Origin of the sequence: Pelagicoccus mobilis (genome assembly GCF_016595505.1) — a bacterium.
Lineage (GTDB): Bacteria > Verrucomicrobiota > Verrucomicrobiia > Opitutales > Opitutaceae > Pelagicoccus > Pelagicoccus mobilis.
On record NZ_JAENIL010000071.1, the window covers coordinates 12587 to 28793 of the forward strand.

The window sequence follows — 16207 nt, forward strand, 5'->3', positions numbered from 1 at the left end:
GCTCTCACATATCCGAAAGCGAGAGCCTGTCAAATGGTCGAATCTAGCGAAGGCTCTTGCTAGAGCTCTTGTGTAATTGGACGTATTACCAGCTCGTTCACCTCAACCTGTGCCGGCTGCTCAATAGCGTAGGCGATCGCTTCCGAAATGGAAGAGGGTGGAATCGCGTGCTGGCTATAAAAGTCCTTCACGCCCTCGCGGATCGCAGGATCGGGCGTGGAGTCCTCCAACTCGGTTTTGATGAGGCCAGGGGAAATTGTGGTAACCCGTATATCCGGATTTTCCATACGAAGCCCTTCCGAAATGGCGCGCACGGCGTGCTTGGTTCCGCAGTAGACGGAGAAGTTTGGAAAGACTTTGTGTCCGGCTACTGAGGCGACGTTTATGATATGCCCTTCGCCACGTTCCTTCATGCCTGGAAGAGCGGCAGCAATTCCGTACAAGAGACCTTTGATGTTCACGTCGATCATGCTGTCCCATTCGTCGACCTTTGCCATCGCCATAGGGGCGACCGGCATGATTCCGGCGTTGTTGATAACGACGTCCACTTGTCCGAACTCGGTAGTCGCTTTTTGGATAAGCTCGCTGACTTGTTCACGGTTTGTGACGTCAGTTGCTTGAGCGACAGCGGTGCCACCTGCTTTTTGGATGTCCGCGACAAGAGAGTCGAGACGCTCGACCCGGCGCGCTCCGAGGACGACGCGAGCTCCTTTACTCGCTAGGAGGCGAGCGGTTTCTTCGCCGATACCACTCGAAGCCCCGGTAATTACGATTACTTTGTTTTCTATTGTTCCCATCTGTTTTGTGTTGTTGTCGAGCGGACGAGATTTCCCGCTCTTGGTTGCGATTTATCTAAAGCTGTTCGGTTAGGTGTGATTCGAAACGTTTGAAGTCGTTTTCCACGTCGGGGTTCTTCATGACGTCGTAACAGACGAAGGTTTCGAGCGGGCTCATATTGAAGAAGCGGAAGTTCATGTGAACGGGGAGCATTAGGTCGTCCACTCCCTTGCCCTGGAAGAGGAACTGCTCGGAATCGTCGAAGGCTTCCTTCGGTGCGTTGAAGGTGATGGAGAGTAGGTACTTCTTTCCGTCGAGTGTGCCGCCTTGGCCGTATTGGATGCTCGGATCCTTGCGGGTGCGGCCGTCTCCGCCGCAGAGGCGACCATCCATCCCTTGAGTGTAGACAAGATCCATGTACTTCTTGAAGGACCATGGCACCATCATCCAGTTCGCTGGATATTGGAGGAGGACCACATCAGCCCATTGATGCTTGTCCACTTCCTCATCTGCATCGTAGCCGTTGGACACGATGGTGGTTCTCACTTCATACCCTTTTTCTTTGGCAATGGCTTGAGCCTTCTCAACGAGGGAGGAATTCAGCTTGCCTTCAGAAAATGGATACGGTTCGTGCCCGTTTATAATGAGTAGGTTTTTCATGTCTGTTGTAACGAATGATTTGGCTCAGTAAGTGCCTCGAATTGGGTAATTGTTTTCCCGAACCCACTCGACGGTATCGAGGAGTTCGACCAGATCTGCCCGGTTGAAGGGGGTATTTGAGATGTCGATCAGGTGCAGCTTGCCATCTTCGTTGGTTGCGTAAGTGGCAGGTTCGGCGAAAGGACGATCGGTCTCGTCGTCGGAACGTGGTTTTGAAATGTACAGGCCGAGCTCTTGCATTTGTTCAATGGTCAGACTGTGGGCGACCGGAATGCTAAGTCCGGTCTTCTCGACCATTGCTTGGGCTCGCTCGGGAGGGTCGCCCGAAACGGCGACGAGTTCCGCTCCGGCTTTGGCGAACCCTTCCTTGAGCGTTTCCAGCTTGCTCAGATATTTGGCGCAAAGCGGGCAGTGGAGACCGCGGTAGATAATGGCGACTTGCCAATTGTCGGGGTTCTGTCGTTGGCCGAGGGTTACGCTGCCTCCGCCGAGCAAGGGCAGGGTAATCGAGGGAATCTCTCCCCCGGAGATGAGTTTTCGGGAATCCATGATATATTTAGGTGGTCTTAGTGTTAAACCTACTAGTAGGTAGGGTAATGATCTAAAAAAAGCTGACCTAGCCGCGAAGCAAGTTGAGGTAGGTCGTGGCGGCGATTTTGAAATGGTCGCGACTCTTGAGGGAGCGGGCGATGATCTGAGCTCCGAGCAGTGTATCGTGAAAGGCGTGGGCGGCCTCGTTCGTATTCATATCCTGGGGAAGGGTTTGGTCGGCCACGCCCTGGATGAAGATACTTTCGATGACGCCGATGCAATTATTGATAGTAGATTCGAGCGTGTTTTGGAGCTTGTCGGAGAGGGTGGTGGATTCGACGCAAAGCATACCCACGAGGCATATCTTTCCTTGGGCAAGCGAGTTATCGAACATGTCGGCGAGAGCTTCTAATTTCTCGAGGACGGTTTTTTGAGAGCTCGCGATTTCGCGATAGCGGTCGCTGTAGTCGTTGCCGCAACGTAGGAGCAGGGCTTCGATCAGGTCGTCCTTTTTGGGGAAATGGTAGTGAATGCTGGCTTTGCGAATGCCCACTTCGACGCTTAAGTCGTTATAGCTCATGGCGTTCACGCCCACTCGCTGGATCAAATCCTGCGCGCAGTCCAGTAGTTCGCCTTTGGTGTCGGTAGTCGCCATGTTTCTGAAAACGATGAAATGCCTACCAGTAGGTAGGTAAGTGTCAATCGAAATCACTGGCGAGCTGAGCGAGTTCAAGAACTAGTTCAAATGTAGTGGGTTTCCGGTGACGCGTTTCAGGGCTGGTTCTTTAGAACTGAATTGATCGCCTCGACAACTGCCTCGCACTTGCTGGTGTTTTCTCCGTCGGGATGTGGTTTCGAGAAACGTCCAATGTCATTGTCGAAGTACTTGCCGCTCGCAGTGGAGAATTCCTCCGAAAGGGCCGCGTGCACGAGGATGTTCGCGCCGATGCCTATGTCCTTGCCGGAGACGCCGAAACCTTCCTTGACCATCTTGGTTGCGAGGAGGGAGCCGGGGTTGATCGCGACAAAGACGGTTTCGGGAATTTGAGAGGCAAGGAAGTGGGACCACATGGTTAGGGCCAGTTTGCTTTGCGAGTAAGCTTCCATGTCGGGCACTCGGGCACTGCCTGACAGAGCTTCCAGGTTCACGGGAGCTTGCGCGGCTGAGGACAGGTTGATGACGCGAGCGGAATCCTTCAAAAGTGGAAGGAGTCTCTGGGTGAGGAGGAAGGGGGCAATGGTGTTGACTGCAAATCGAACGTCCAAGCCGTCTGGAGTGACAGTGTTGTTGGTACGGAAGATGCCGGCATTGTTGATCAGAGCGTCGAGATGTTGATGCTTGGCTTTGATTTGCTGAGCGAGCTCCTCGACTTGAGAGAGTACAGATAGGTCGGCGATGTAGGTTTCGATCTGCGAACTATTGGAGAGGGCCGAGAGTTCAGCTTTGGCGGCTTGGAGTTTTTCGGGATTCCTGCCATGGATGAGAAGCGAGTGGCCTGCGGCCGCGATCTGTTTGGCAGCGGCGAGGCCGATTCCATCGGTAGCTCCGGTGATGAGAATTGTCTTGTTCATGATGCGTTGAATTCGACTTTCTTCGCTTGGCTCGAGAACGGTGTACTCTTTTTTGTGTCTGTTTAGCTTCTAACCCCGTCGAGGACGTTCTTGCCGATCACTCGACCGCTTTCTTGCAGGATATGGGCTTGGGTTAAGGTTTCAGCGCCCAGGGTCCCAAGGTTTGTGGTGGCTGTGGATACTAGGGTGCCTTGGTCGACGAGTTCGGAAATGCGATTGAGCAGTTCGTGTTGCTTCTCGATATCATCCGTTTGGAACATCGAACGTGTGAACATGAATTCCCAGCTGAAGCTGAGAGCCTTTGGCTTGATGGAATGGATATCGATCGATTGCGGGTCATCGATGAGGGCGATATGACCCCGTGGTTTGATGAGATCGACGATCGCGGTAAAGTGTCCTTCGGTTCCGTTGAGGGAGGCGACGTAGCGGGGCTGGATGTCGAGTTCCTTCATTTGATCCACGAGCGATTCGCGATGGTTGATGACGTGATCTGCCCCCATCTTTTTTACCCAGTCTACCGTGTCCTGGCGGGATGCGGTGGCGATGACTTTTAGTTTGGTGAGTTGCTTGGCGAGTTGTATCAGGATTGAACCTACGCCGCCTGCTCCGCCGATGATGAGAATCGCCTCTCCTTCGCCTCCGCCTTCTTTGAGGCCATATGAGTCAAAGAGAATCTCCCAAGCGGTGATGGATGTTAAGGGGAGGGCGGCAGACCTGGCGAACTCGAGAGACTTCGGTTTCTTGCCGACTATGCGTTCGTCTACTGCTTGGAGCTCGGCGTTTGATCCAGAGCGGGTGATATCTCCAGCGTAGAAGACTTCATCGCCTACTTTGAACTTACTCACCGCACTTCCTGTCTCGCGGACGATGCCGGCGGCGTCATAGCCTATTATCTTCGTTTGGCCTTCTTCGGGGCCGAACGCTTCAGCGGCCCGGACTTTGACATCGACTGGGTTGAGCGAGATGCCTTTGACCTCGACTAAGAGATCGTGCGGAGCGAGCTCCGGAGTAGGGGCGTCGAATGCGACAAGTGCGTTTTGTGCGTCGATAGGGCCGGCTTGAGTGTATCCAATTGCTTTCATTTCTTTTTGTGAGGATTAGGTTTCTGTTCGCCTGTTTGTTGAGTGAGCGGGTCGTTAGAGGCCGGGGTGGCTCTTGCCTGTTTGATAGAGATAGTAATCTCAAAAGCTGGCCGGACCATCAAACCGTAAGGCTTGTACGAATATTGGATTGAATTGTATGAATCTTGGTTTGAGTGACTCTAAGCTAGCCAATGGGGCTCTTTGAGGTCATCTTTTTGGCTATTGCTCCGGGTTTTAACCTAATTGAACCAGTAATTTTACAATGAAAACGGAAAGCGCGAAGAAAGTGTTTGAGGTCAGTGTAGAGGAGTTGAGCTCTTGGGGAGATCGTCCCCACAAGCATAACTTCTTCGAGATCGTCTACGTGGAGAAGGGGGAAGGGATCCAGTGTATCAACAAGAACCTGTTCGAGTATCGGGAGGGGAATATCTTCTTGCTGCCTCCTTTGGATTGTCACTCCTTCAAGATAGCGAAGCCGTCACGGTTCTACTTCATCCGGTTTACAGACCATTACTTCTTGAAGGAAGATGGTTTAACCCGCTACGCAGAGTGGTTTGACCGGATCGCGTATATACTGGCCAACTACAATAAGGTGCCGGGAGATATCATTTCTTCTGAGCGGGAGCGGGAGTTTATTGTCAACAGTATCAAGTCGATCCATCGGGAGTATACTGTGTCTGACTCTTACTCTGAATCGATCATCGCGGGGGCGGTGGCTGGGATCTTGAGCGTGTTGGCCCGCAGTATCGAGAACCGCTATGTGGATCAGGCCAATGAGATCGATAACCGGTTCGGGGAGGTTCTGCGTTACATAAACACGAACGTTGAGAACAACGAAAAATTGAGAGTGGATGCTCTCTCGGTCGAGTTTGGGATATCGCCGTCTTACTTTTCTGAATACTTCAAGAAAAACGCAGGGACGAGCCTGAAGGACTATATCATCAAGTCGAAACTCCGTATCGTGGAAACGAAAGTGCTGCACAGTGATGCGTCGCTTAAGGAGATCGCGTACCAGCTTGGGTTTACCGATAGCAGCCACTTGTCTCGCTGTTTCAAGAAGGTCTACGGAATGACGGTGAAAGGCTTTCGCGAAGCTCGGATCGGGTGTGGAGTGTTGGCAGGTCCCTTGCGGAATGAAGCCCTAGAATATAAGGCAAATCAGCCAGCAATAAATTGACTTATGCGGCCAACCGGTGCATAGTCGCAGACGTCGGTCTTAGCCGTATCGTATTGTTTAATACCCAAAAAAAGGAAACGTTATGTTAGGAGAAGATCACTCGCTGTTAGTCGAGTTCCCAGAATATAAGGAAGCGATCTCAGAGCTTGTTGGAAGCGATGAGGTTTTTGCGAAGGATGCGAAGCGTTACGATGAGTTGGACGCGGAAATCCGTAGCTTGGAAGAGCGTGGAACGCCAATTGATGACGACGCGATGCATGAATTGAAGAATGAGAGGGCGAGTTTGAAAGACTCGCTTTATTCGCGTCTAGGGGGCGCGTCCGTCTCGTAGATATTCAGCCTGTCGTTGTTTGCACCTTGGAAAGTAGCGGTTCTCGTAAGAGAGCCGCTACTTTGCGTTTTGCGGGGTGGGTGGGTGGTGGGAGGCGGCTCGGCGCCCCGCCCTACAGTGATGAGGTGGTGTAGGGCGCAGCGGTGAGGCGACGCTTTGCAGGGTCTTACAGCTCCAATTGGGATTGCTTGGGGGGAGGGGGAGTTGGCTGGTGGTTGTCTTGGTTGGGGGCTAAGGCTTGTTGCAGGGGGCAGGTGTGGGGATCGGTCGCTAGTCCTTGGCGGTATGTGTTGAGGAGGCGCTTGGATTCGGCGGCGAGGCGGCGGCGGGTCTCTCGGCGTTGGCCTTTGACGCGAGGAATGTACATCGTGTCGTAGGCGGTGGTTTGGTGTCGCATCCAGGCTATTGTCGCGGCCTCGGCTCGTTTCTCGACGGGGATGCGTTGCGTGCGGGCGACTGTGCCGCTGCCGACTGGAACGGCGTGGTCGGCGATTCGGGTGGCGAGCTCTTGAGCGAGCGTGTCGTAGCCTGAATGGAAGTTGAGAAAGTCTAGCACCTGCTGGCGGAATTCGACGGCGTAGTTGGCTTCCTGTTTCGCTCGTCGGTCGCGACCGGATTGGAGGCGCTTTTTGTAGGCGGGGTCTTGTCGCTCCACGAGGAGGCGGAGTCGCTCGGTCTCTATCGTCTCTTTGTCAGCCCAGACGCCGAGGGAGATGATCCGTCTGCCTTTCTTCTGTTTGACGGTCCAGGTGGGGCCGGCGGCTTTGACGCGACGTGTGAGAGTGGCGTCGCCTGGTTCGAGTAGTGCCCAGTTTTCGGGTACGTTGAGAACCTCTCCTTGGGGGGAGATAACCTTGCGGGGATGAGAGTGTGGGTGGACGTTCAACTCGGGAGATTTGTGGCAGTAAATTGTGAGACTGATTAGAAGAGGGCGTTTTGCTTTTAACCGTTGAGTTGTGCGATACTTTTCTTTGACTCGGCGAAAGTCAGTTTTGGCTCCAACCTCACCTCGTACCCCCGTTTTGGGTAAACCCTGAACCCTCCTCCACTTATGAGTACCCTAAGCACCCTGGATTGGGCGATTGTAGCTGTTTACTTCGCCATCATCGCATTCATCGTTTGGCGAGCATCGCGTAAGCAAGAGACTTCTGCCGACTATTTCTTGGCGGGACGAAACATTGGCTGGTTCGCGGTCGGGGCTTCGCTCTTTGCATCGAACATCGGTTCCGAGCATATCGTAGGCTTGGCGGGTAACGGAGCTACTAGCGGTATGGCGATGGCTCACTGGGAGTTGCATGCCTGGATCATGGTGATGCTCGGTTGGGTATTCGTTCCCTTCTATTATCGCTCGGGTGTATTCACGATGCCGGAGTTTTTGGAGAAGCGTTTCAATGCGAAGGCTCGCTGGATCCTCTCGGTTGTGTCCTTGGTGGCGTACGTGTTCACGAAGGTTTCGGTAACGGTCTACGCTGGGGGGATGGTGTTTGGTGTCATTCTTCCGGATACATTTGGCAGCCCTGAGAACGCGTTTTGGGTGGGGGCTCTCACAACAGTGGCTCTGACTGGTATCTATACGGTGATCGGGGGATTCCGGGCGGTTGTGTACACCGATGCCATGCAGGCGATCACTTTGCTGATCGGATCGTTTTTTATAACTTGGATTGGCTTGTCCAAGCTAGGTGGTTGGGGTGAGTTGCAAGCGGTGGCATCCGAGAGTGCGGAGAGTTTCGCTCTCTGGCGACCGAATACGGATCCGGACTTTCCGTGGTTGGGCGTTATGATTGCGTCACCGATTATTGGCATCTGGTACTGGTGTACTGACCAATACATCGTGCAGCGTACCTTGGCGGCGAAGAACCTGCAGCAAGCTCGCCGAGGCGCGATCTTTGGCGGTTTTCTGAAAGTGTGGCCAGTATTCATCTTTTTGTTACCAGGACTGGTTGGTTACTCGCTCTACCAGAAGGGGATGATTGACTTGCCTTTGAAAGAGGGCGATGGAGGTGAAATGGTGGTCAATGGTGACGGCGTCTTTGCCACGATGGTCACGGAACTTCTGCCGGTCGGTTTACGTGGTCTGGTTGTGGGCGGATTGATTGCGGCTTTGATGAGCTCGTTGTCTTCGCTATTTAATTCCTGTGCCTCGCTTTTCACGATCGACATTTATGAGAAGATCAATCCGCAGGCGTCAGAGCGGAGGTTGGTGCGGGTTGGTCGTTTTGCTACTGGAGTTGTCGTGGTTTTGGGGATACTTTGGATCCCGGTCATGGAGAAGATTTCTGGAGGAGGCTTGTATGTCTATCTACAGAGTGTACAGGGGTATCTGGCTCCTCCGATTACCGCAGTCTTCTTGCTCGGGCTTTTCTTCAAACGAATCAATGGAACGGGTGCGGTTGCTGGTCTAGCGATTGGCTTCGTCCTAGGTATGGTTAAGCTCACAATCCAAGGTATGGTGGGGGCTGATATGCTGCAGGGTTCGCCTTTTTTGGTCGCAATTGGTGAATACAATTTCCTTTTCGCCACTGGCTGGCTGTTTGCCATTAGCGCGATCGTAGTTGTGGTAGCGTCGCTGATGACGCCTCCTCCGCCTGCTGAGAAGATTGAAAACCTCACCTATGGTACCTTGAGTAAGGAGAGCCGCGAAGATACCAAAAGCGGAATCGGCGCTTGGGACTACATCGGTACCGCTGTGGTGCTAGGTTTGGTGGCTCTTGTTTATCTGTATTTCAGTTTCTGGCTGGGGTAGTCATTTCAGGTTGTTTTGTAAGCCGCTGCGGTGAGGCCACTGTGTGGTGGCGGGTCAACGCCCCGCCCTACAGGGAGGCGGAGGGCTCGACGGGCGGCGAGCCGCAGAGTCTTTTTTTTTGCTGTTGCGGTCCGCCCGGCGGTCGGACCCTACCACGCCTTTGCAATTGACTTTTAAGGCGGCTCTAGCAGGGTTGCGAGAGTCTTTGAGGCAAAGAGAGCACGCCGAAGACATATTTTAGAAAGGAGCGAACGCATATGAATCTGACACGCATAAATGATGTATCATGGATAATTCGTTCGCTTCTGCAGGTCGCTGTTTAAACGGCTACTGCAGGTAACTTTAGAGTGCCGCGGACGATTGGGTCACGCGGCTTTTTTGTGCCCGCGTGTCGCGCTGGTGGGTGATTCCCAGCGGTTTTTTGACAGCGAGTCTGTCACGGAAAAATAACTACGAATTTTAGTACATATATTGGGGGAGTCGTGTGGCTCTCGCGTTACGAACGATGATTTTTGATTTAGAAAAATTGGGCTGGGATGCTGGATATCAGCAACAGCTCGAGGCCATGAGTAATGGCGATTTGATTCCTGCCCGCGTGATGCGTGAAAACCGTGGGCAATACGAAGTGATGACGCGTTCTGGAGCAGGGCGTGCACGTTTGCCCGGTGCCTCTTTGTTGGATGCCGGAGACTCGTCTGAGTATCCGACAGTTGGAGACTGGCTTTTGCTGGAATCTGCTGGCGGAGCTTACGAGTATGCGATTCGTCGCGTTTTGCAAAGGCGGAGTTTATTCGAGCGACAGGCGGTGGGCGATGATTCTACGAGCCAGTTGGTCGCTTCAAACTTCGACTCTCTCTTCTTGGTGAGCGGATTGGATGGCGACTTCAACCTCGCTCGAATCCAACGTTATTTGAGTCTAGCTTGGAATAGTGGGGCCCAGCCCGTGATCGTTTTGAACAAATCCGACTTGCGTGAGGGTCTGGAAGAAGTCTTAGGGCAAGTCGCTGAAATCGCGGTGGACGTACCGGTACATGCGATCAGCGCGCATGATAGAGCGACGCTTGTTTGTTTGGATGCGTACCTTGGCTATGGGAAGACGGTCGCGTTGCTCGGTTCCTCGGGTGTTGGAAAGTCGTCCTTGGTAAACGCTTTGCTTGGTGAGCAGAGGCTGATTACTCAATCGAATCGAGCGGACGATAGTCGCGGGCGTCACACGACAACTTGGCGAGAGCTTGTGCTTCTCGATCAGGGAGGCGTGTTAGTTGATCTTCCAGGGATGCGCGAGTTGCAGCTCACTGGAGAGGAAGGTGGTATTGAGCGAGCATTCGCGGATATAGAGGAGTTGGCCAAGGGATGTCGGTTTCGCAACTGTCATCATCAGGGTGAGCCCGGGTGCGCGGTGGAGCAGGCTGTTGAGGAGGGTGTCCTATCGCCGGCTCGTTTGGCTCAGTATCACAAGTTGAAGCAAGAGCGGGGGCAGGCGGCAAGGCGGTCGCACGAACGTGTTCGCAAGGCGAATCCGAAGCTGCAGAAGCACCGTGCGAAGAAGGACTTCTTCAAATCGGTCAGTATTCGTAACCGGAAAGCGGCGAAGGCACGACGCCAGTTCGGGGAGGATGGGTTCTAGGTAGGCTGGCAAGGTGGTAGGACGGGGGGTCCTAGGTCCGGGGCGGCGCCAATAGGGCGCGCCCGGACCTTAGCTGTTGTTATTTGCGGAGAGTCGATCCCTGGCTTTTGTGGACGAGTTTGTGAGTTTGTGTCGTAGTTCTATTGGATGAAAAAAGCGATTGTAGCAGGTGCCTTTCTCGCAGGGAGTTTTTTGGGATCAGCCGTTGTGTACTATTGGTTCGGAGAGACGGATTCGGTTGATTCGCCCGCGGTAGTGGAGGACGTGGAGCTTGAGCGCTTGAGGCGGGAAAACGCTAGGCTCAGGCAGGAGGTGGAGGGCACGCAGGCGGCTACTGAGAAACCCTTCGCTCAATCGGCATCGAGCCAGGCGATTAGTCTGAGCGCTTCGGGGATTTCTGAGGAAGAGCAGGTGAAGCGACTCGAAGCTGCGAAGCGAAATATGAAGCGAATGATGGACGCCAAAGCGAGTGAGCGACTTGATACGCTCGTCCGGAGGCTCGGTCTAAGTGAGGAGCAGAGGGAGGCGTTTGCGGAGCTGTTCGAGTTGCAGGCTGAGCAGCTGTCTGATATCAAGGTGTCTTTTGTCAGTGGCGGGGCGTCGCTAAAGATGAATCGGGATAAAGAGAGCTTCGTGAGCGATCGGGATTTTGAGAACCTGGCCCGTGAAGTATTGAGTGGCGAGCAACTTGATTCCTTCTTGGAAATGCAGGAGGAGGAGCGACAAGCTAAATGGGATACTGTGGCGACTAGCAGGCTCAATCGGATCGCCCCCGCTCTGGGGATGACTGAGGAGGAGAAGGATCAGGTCTACGGGATTTATTTCGAGGAAGCCCGGCGAATGGCAGAGCCGATGTCCCCAGAGGCCCGAGCGGAGCTAGAGACTGCCCGGAACGAGCAAATGAGAGAGCTCCTCGGAGCCGAGCGTTTTGAGGCTTACCTCGACCTGGGGAAGAGCGATTACGTTAAGCGTATCGAGTTGCGGGATTAGTATCCGCTTGGCGACTCGGAGTTAGCTGCGTTGCTCAGTCCGGGAGGGATCGGTCCTTCGAAGCCGCGAGAAACGGCTTCTGTGAGGATCGCGGTGGTCGCGGTGGCGCCGATGCGAGTGACCCCGAGTTCTCGCACTTTGAGAAGATCGTCCAGAGTGCGAACTCCACCTGCTGCTTTGATTTGAACTTCGGCTCCGCTGTGTTTGCGCATGAGACGAAGGTGCTCGTGGGTTGCTCCCTTGTAGTTGTATTCGCCGCTTGTTTGTTTGACGAATCCGTATCCGGTCGAGGTTTTCACGAATGCGATTCCAAGTTCGGTGCAAATCTCGCAAAGTCGGATGATATGTGATTCATCCAGGAAATCGTTCTCGAAGATTACCTTGAGGGGAACGTGCTTCGCCCTGCAAACGGCTTGAATTTCGCGGAGCTCGCTTGTGACGTACTCCCAGTCGCCGCCAAGGACCTTGCCGTTGTTTACGACAGTGTCGATTTCTGTAGCGCCTTCGGCGATAGCGAGCTCTGTCTCCGCAACCTTGATACGTGTATGGCTGTTGCCATGAGGAAAGCCGGCGACCGCGCAGATTCCAACTCCCGAGCCAGCAAGAATTTCAGCCGCCATTGGAACGTGATAGGGCTTGATGCAAGCGGTTGCGCACTGACAATCGCGGGAGAGGATCAATCCTTCTCTAACTTGCTCGTCAGTCATCGTCGGATGAAGCAGCGAGTGGTCGATCATCTTTGCGACTTCGGGAACAGTGGGGAGCGTGTTTTCAGACATACGACGACTCTTCTGGGGATCGCGGCTCATGGCAGTCCAAAAGGGTTGGCAGAATCCGCAATTACCTGCCGATTTCGGAAATTTGTCTCGATCCCTAGTCTATGGACTCGGTGCGACTGAGGTCGCTGGGAGGGTAGCCCTTTAGTCGTTTGAAGACTCTTGAGAAATGGTGGGGGCTGGAAAAGCCAAGTGCGTGGCTGACCTCCTTGATTCTGTACCCGTGATACCTTATCAGCTCTTCGGCCCGGTCGGTTTTTAGCATGGACAAGAGTTTTGCAGGAGATTGGGAGAAATATTCGCGGCAGAGGTTGGCCAGTTGCCGTGGGCTGATTTTGAGAGATTGAGCAACGTCTGCTACGCTCAATGAATTTTCGATGGCGCTAGCGAACGCCTGGGCGAGGTCCTCTTTCTCCCTCTCTTTTTGAGGCAGTTGCCTTAGCTCTGGGCTAAGGCTTTGTTCAGGGAGGGCTCTCACGACCCGCCAGAAAAGCGATTCCGAAAGGGCGTCTTGGATAGAACCTGCATAGTGCCTCGCTTCGGTTGCTTCTCGCTCAATCTCTTTGATGAGGGCAGTGTTGTGACCTTGATCGCTTGCGATTATTTGTTCCGTGGGCGATGCGTTTTCTCGAAACAAGCGAGGTTCGGGGATGGTCGCCGAGGCTGGTTGTAGTTTGAAGTGCAATACGTAGTGCCGTTGGCCTTTACGGAGAAGGTCGCTATGCCAGTCGCCTGGTTTGATTATGAGCATTTGCCCCTCCTGGAGGCTGAGTTTGCTCTGATTTAGCGTGCACCGATAGGGACCCTTTTGGACGAGGATGATTTCGTAGTTCTCGTGTTGGTGAAGCGGATACGTTAGGTCTCCCTCTGCGGTTAAAAGGTGGAAGTCCTCGAAAACCGGTTTGATTCGCGCGAACTGTTCGAAAGGGAACGGTCGGATGAAGCGTTGCTTCTTGATATGTTCGAACTCTCTCGCGGGCATTGTACTATCGCTTAGATAGGGAGTTTACGAGCAAGCGTAGAGATGTACATCGGAGAGTATTTATTGAGTTCACTGGCCTCGTTGTTCCAATTGTCCTCATACAGGTCCTGGATGAGAAGCCCGGCCGCGGTTTGTCCTCCGATCTGGTCTTCGATGCTGTGGCTGAATTCGTAGGCGTAGCCTTTCTCCTGAATTTCGCGAAGCTTGTCGGGAGGAAGGCTTTTGGTGTCGGAAAATGGGAGTGAATATTTAACTTCGAGTTTACCTGTCTCAAGAGCTTCGTCTTGGTCGAACAGGTAGAAGCAAGGGTTCATGAATCCTGATAGTAGGCGGCCTCCTGGGCGTAGTACGCGATAACACTCCTTCCAGACTGGGCGTATCTTCTCTGCAAATACGTTGGAGACAGGGTGAAAGATCACGTCGAAGCTTTCGTCGGCGAAGCGGGATAGGTCAGCCATGTCTCCGCGTTCTGTTCGGATGGTGAGGTTCTCTCTATCGGCTACGAGAGTGTCTTTGGCTAGCTGTTCGTCGGAGTTGTCGAAACTGGTCACATTAGCTCCAGCTGCTGAAAGTATTGGCGCTTGTTGCCCACCGCCAGAGGCAAGACAGAGCAGGTCTTTGCCGGTGATGTCGCCGAACCAGGTCTTTGGAACGTTCTTGTTTGGAGTCAGGACAATGTCCCATTTGCCTTTTCGTGCGTCCGAAATCGTTTGGGGCGAGACGGGCGTGCACCATCGGCTTCCTGTTCGGGATTGGCGGTTCCAGGCTTCGCGGTTGTAAGAGAGGATGTCCATGGGAAGGGAATTAAGGGGATGGGGTGCGATATGCCTTTATGGCGTTTTCAGAAAAGAAACGCTCTGCGGCTTGGGGTGAGTTGGTAAGATAGGATTGGAATAGGTCTAGGATTTCAGGATAGCTACTGCTCGTTGAGGCTGGTGGCCAATTACTGCCGTAGATTAGGCGTTCCTTGCCCCATGTCTCCCAAAGGAAGTCGAGGAGGGGGCGATAATGGTCGAGACTCGCTGGTGGGGGATTCGTTTTCGAGCGAGACTGTAGCGATGTGACTTTGCAGTAAACGTTTGGGCGCTGGGCTAAGGATCGCATCGATTGCTGCCATTTTTGGTCGGGCGAACTGCCGTCAATATTCGGGTGACCATAGTGGTCCAGCAGGATGGTTGTGTTGGGAAGAAGGTCCGCAAGTTTCTCCGCTTTCGAGAAGAGGTCTAGGCTGGGGAGTCCGAACTCGAGGGTGAGTTTGTATCGGCTAAGCTGCTCTAGGTTTTCTAGAAGCTGTTTGTCGGTAAGGTCGAACTTGGAAATGGGGCGAAGGCGGATTCCGAGGAATTTCGGGTGGCGTGCGAACGCATGTAAGCGGTCTTCAAAATCAGGCAGGTCCGGGCGGAGATTTCCAACGATTCCGAGTACGAATGATTCTGTTTCGGCGAGTTTCAGAAGCTCAGACGTATCCGAAACTCGAGGACTCGCTTCGATGGCAATAGCGGCTGCTAATTGTTTGGGCGAAGAGCAGCGTTGCAGGTGTGAGGGAAGGGTTGTTTTACGAATCGGACTATCGCTGGGAGGCCAAGGCAGATCTGGTTGCTTCTCCAAATTGAAGAAGTGGACATGGGCGTCTATGATCTGCATGTCCCTTGCTTTTTAGTCGCGTGTGTTAGCGTACTTCGGATTTCGGGTACCTCCGTAGAGTTCGTATTCCAGCAGGCGGCATTCGATGGGCCCGTTGTAGAATTCGATCTTGCGTTTGGTTTTCAGGCCAACGCGCTTGCCGAGCGTTTTGTTGCCAGTGAAGATGTAACCCCAGTAACCGGGACAGCTTTGCTTGAAGAGATCGCCGATCGCTTTGTAGATGGATTCGAGTTGGCGTTGCTCGCCGAGTCGTTCGCCGTATTCAGGATTCAATACAATGACGCCCGGTTTTTCAGGTATGGGAGCATCTCGGAAATCGCAGATGTGGAAATCGATTAGGTGGGCGACGCCTGCTTTCTTAGCATTCGTCTCGGCTGCACGGATTGCTTGGCGGTCGATGTCGGAGGCGATGATCGGGAAGGGCAGCGAGTCAGGGATACGCTTGCGGACTTCTTTTCGGATTTCCTGATAGCGGGCGTTGTCGAATGGCTTGAAGTGCTGGAAGGCGAATTCGTGGCGTAGCTGCTGACCGGGGACGCCTGAAGCGAGCAGGGCGGCTTCGATGGCCAGGGTTCCGCTGCCGCACATGGGGTTGAGAAAAGGGGAGCTTTTGTCCCAGCGGGTGGCGGCGATGATGGAGGACGCAAGGTTCTCGCGAACGGGTGCTTTGCCGGGCATGGCGCGGTAGGCACGGTTGGAGATGGGGATGCCGGAAGTGTCGAGGTAGATGCAGACCTCCTCTTCGTGCCAGTAGAGAAAGATGACGCCGCGGTCTCGCTCGTTGCCGGAGTTTGGGCGGTCGCCGGTCACCTCGCGCATGCGGTCGACGATGGCGTCCTTTAGGCGGAGGTTGGGGAAGTTGGTATTTACGACGGTGTCGTTTCGAACGGAGGAGACGATGGAGATGTACGCATCTTCGGCGGGGATCCACTCTTCCCAAGGCATGCGGACGGCTTGGTGGTAGAGGTCCTCGCCGTCTCGTGCAGAGAAGTTATCGACCTCCCAAAGCACGCGGAGGCCGTTGCGTAGAGTAAGATTGAGGCGGATACAATCCTCGTAGGTGCCTTTTACAAAAACACCGTTGGAGACGAGTGACGTGGGCTCGTAGCCGAGTGACTGCAGTTCTTCTGCGAGGTAGTCGGCGCAAGCTTTAGGACAGGTGACAAGGATGGTGCGTTTGTACATGGAAACCGCACAGCATTCCAGAGGAGGGGCTACTTGTCGAAGAGAAAGATGGGGAGGTTAGGTTGTGGTGTTTCCTCGCAGATCGTAGCGCGGTGCTTTAGCCCGCGTCCCTACTGTGAGGATTCTGCAC

17 protein-coding genes are annotated in these 16207 nt (G+C 53.8%); 5 read left to right on the top strand and 12 right to left on the bottom strand.

The features are described from left to right. Positions 1 to 59: 59 nt before the first annotated feature. The 6 genes from JIN87_RS24730 to JIN87_RS24755 form a co-directional block, all read right to left on the bottom strand. Positions 60 to 797, bottom strand: coding sequence for an SDR family oxidoreductase (locus JIN87_RS24730; RefSeq protein ID WP_200358713.1), 738 nt, complete (start codon positions 795 to 797; stop codon positions 60 to 62). Between the two features lie 55 nt (positions 798 to 852). Further along, on the bottom strand, positions 853 to 1437 hold the full coding sequence (locus JIN87_RS24735) for an NAD(P)H-dependent oxidoreductase (protein WP_200358715.1): 585 nt from the start codon (positions 1435 to 1437) through the stop codon (positions 853 to 855). Between the two features lie 24 nt (positions 1438 to 1461). Continuing rightward, positions 1462 to 1986, bottom strand: coding sequence for a peroxiredoxin-like family protein (locus tag JIN87_RS24740; protein ID WP_200358717.1), 525 nt, complete (start codon positions 1984 to 1986; stop codon positions 1462 to 1464). Positions 1987 to 2053: 67 nt separating this feature from the next. Further along, positions 2054 to 2623, bottom strand: coding sequence for a TetR/AcrR family transcriptional regulator (locus JIN87_RS24745; RefSeq protein ID WP_200358719.1), 570 nt, complete (start codon positions 2621 to 2623; stop codon positions 2054 to 2056). 116 nt (positions 2624 to 2739) lie between these two features. Beyond that, on the bottom strand, positions 2740 to 3540 hold the full coding sequence (locus JIN87_RS24750; RefSeq protein ID WP_200358722.1) for an SDR family NAD(P)-dependent oxidoreductase: 801 nt from the start codon (positions 3538 to 3540) through the stop codon (positions 2740 to 2742). A gap of 62 nt (positions 3541 to 3602) precedes the next feature. Beyond that, complete coding sequence (locus JIN87_RS24755) at positions 3603 to 4622, bottom strand: zinc-binding alcohol dehydrogenase family protein (RefSeq protein WP_200358724.1); 1020 nt, start codon at positions 4620 to 4622, stop codon at positions 3603 to 3605. Positions 4623 to 4884: 262 nt separating this feature from the next. Between JIN87_RS24755 and JIN87_RS24760 the strand changes: the two genes are divergently transcribed. Together JIN87_RS24760 and JIN87_RS24765 are read left to right on the top strand one after the other, a co-directional pair. Next, positions 4885 to 5799 carry an AraC family transcriptional regulator gene (locus tag JIN87_RS24760; RefSeq protein ID WP_200358726.1) on the top strand — a complete coding sequence of 305 codons (915 nt, stop codon included), beginning with the start codon at positions 4885 to 4887 and terminating at the stop codon, positions 5797 to 5799. An 82-nt stretch (positions 5800 to 5881) separates the two neighbouring features. After that, positions 5882 to 6130 (top strand): HP1242/YdcH family protein, encoded by a 249-nt coding sequence (locus JIN87_RS24765; protein WP_200358728.1) that lies wholly within the window; start codon positions 5882 to 5884, stop codon positions 6128 to 6130. A 166-nt stretch (positions 6131 to 6296) separates the two neighbouring features. Here JIN87_RS24765 and JIN87_RS24770 read toward each other — a convergent pair whose 3' ends face one another. Further along, positions 6297 to 7016, bottom strand: a complete 720-nt coding sequence (locus JIN87_RS24770) for a DUF2293 domain-containing protein (protein ID WP_200358730.1) — start codon at positions 7014 to 7016, stop codon at positions 6297 to 6299. 165 nt (positions 7017 to 7181) lie between these two features. Here JIN87_RS24770 and JIN87_RS24775 point away from each other — a divergent pair, with 165 nt between their 5' ends. The 3 genes from JIN87_RS24775 to JIN87_RS24785 all read left to right on the top strand — a co-directional run bounded on the left by JIN87_RS24775 (position 7182) and on the right by JIN87_RS24785 (position 11490). Next, positions 7182 to 8873 carry a sodium:solute symporter gene (locus tag JIN87_RS24775; protein ID WP_200358732.1) on the top strand — a complete coding sequence of 564 codons (1692 nt, stop codon included), beginning with the start codon at positions 7182 to 7184 and terminating at the stop codon, positions 8871 to 8873. A 505-nt stretch (positions 8874 to 9378) separates the two neighbouring features. Then, positions 9379 to 10500, top strand: coding sequence for a ribosome small subunit-dependent GTPase A (gene rsgA / locus JIN87_RS24780; RefSeq protein ID WP_200358734.1), 1122 nt, complete (start codon positions 9379 to 9381; stop codon positions 10498 to 10500). A gap of 147 nt (positions 10501 to 10647) precedes the next feature. Next, the gene (locus JIN87_RS24785; RefSeq protein ID WP_200358736.1) at positions 10648 to 11490 is read left to right on the top strand and encodes a hypothetical protein; all 843 of its coding nucleotides are present in this window, start codon (positions 10648 to 10650) and stop codon (positions 11488 to 11490) included. Here the strand turns inward: JIN87_RS24785 and deoC are convergent. From deoC to JIN87_RS24810, 5 genes are all read right to left on the bottom strand, one after another. Then, positions 11487 to 12299 (bottom strand): deoxyribose-phosphate aldolase, encoded by an 813-nt coding sequence (gene deoC / locus JIN87_RS24790; protein WP_200358738.1) that lies wholly within the window; start codon positions 12297 to 12299, stop codon positions 11487 to 11489. The two genes, JIN87_RS24785 and deoC, sit on opposite strands and share 4 nt — an antisense overlap. A 64-nt stretch (positions 12300 to 12363) precedes the next feature. Beyond that, positions 12364 to 13248, bottom strand: coding sequence for an AraC family transcriptional regulator (locus tag JIN87_RS24795; protein WP_200358740.1), 885 nt, complete (start codon positions 13246 to 13248; stop codon positions 12364 to 12366). Between the two features lie 11 nt (positions 13249 to 13259). Continuing rightward, entirely contained in the window at positions 13260 to 14042 is a 783-nt protein-coding gene (locus JIN87_RS24800; RefSeq protein WP_200358742.1) for a class I SAM-dependent methyltransferase, read from the bottom strand. Between the two features lie 10 nt (positions 14043 to 14052). Next, positions 14053 to 14892, bottom strand: coding sequence for an amidohydrolase family protein (locus JIN87_RS24805; RefSeq protein ID WP_200358744.1), 840 nt, complete (start codon positions 14890 to 14892; stop codon positions 14053 to 14055). 12 nt (positions 14893 to 14904) lie between these two features. Next, positions 14905 to 16077 carry a THUMP domain-containing class I SAM-dependent RNA methyltransferase gene (locus JIN87_RS24810; protein ID WP_200358746.1) on the bottom strand — a complete coding sequence of 391 codons (1173 nt, stop codon included), beginning with the start codon at positions 16075 to 16077 and terminating at the stop codon, positions 14905 to 14907. Positions 16078 to 16207: the final 130 nt, after the last annotated feature.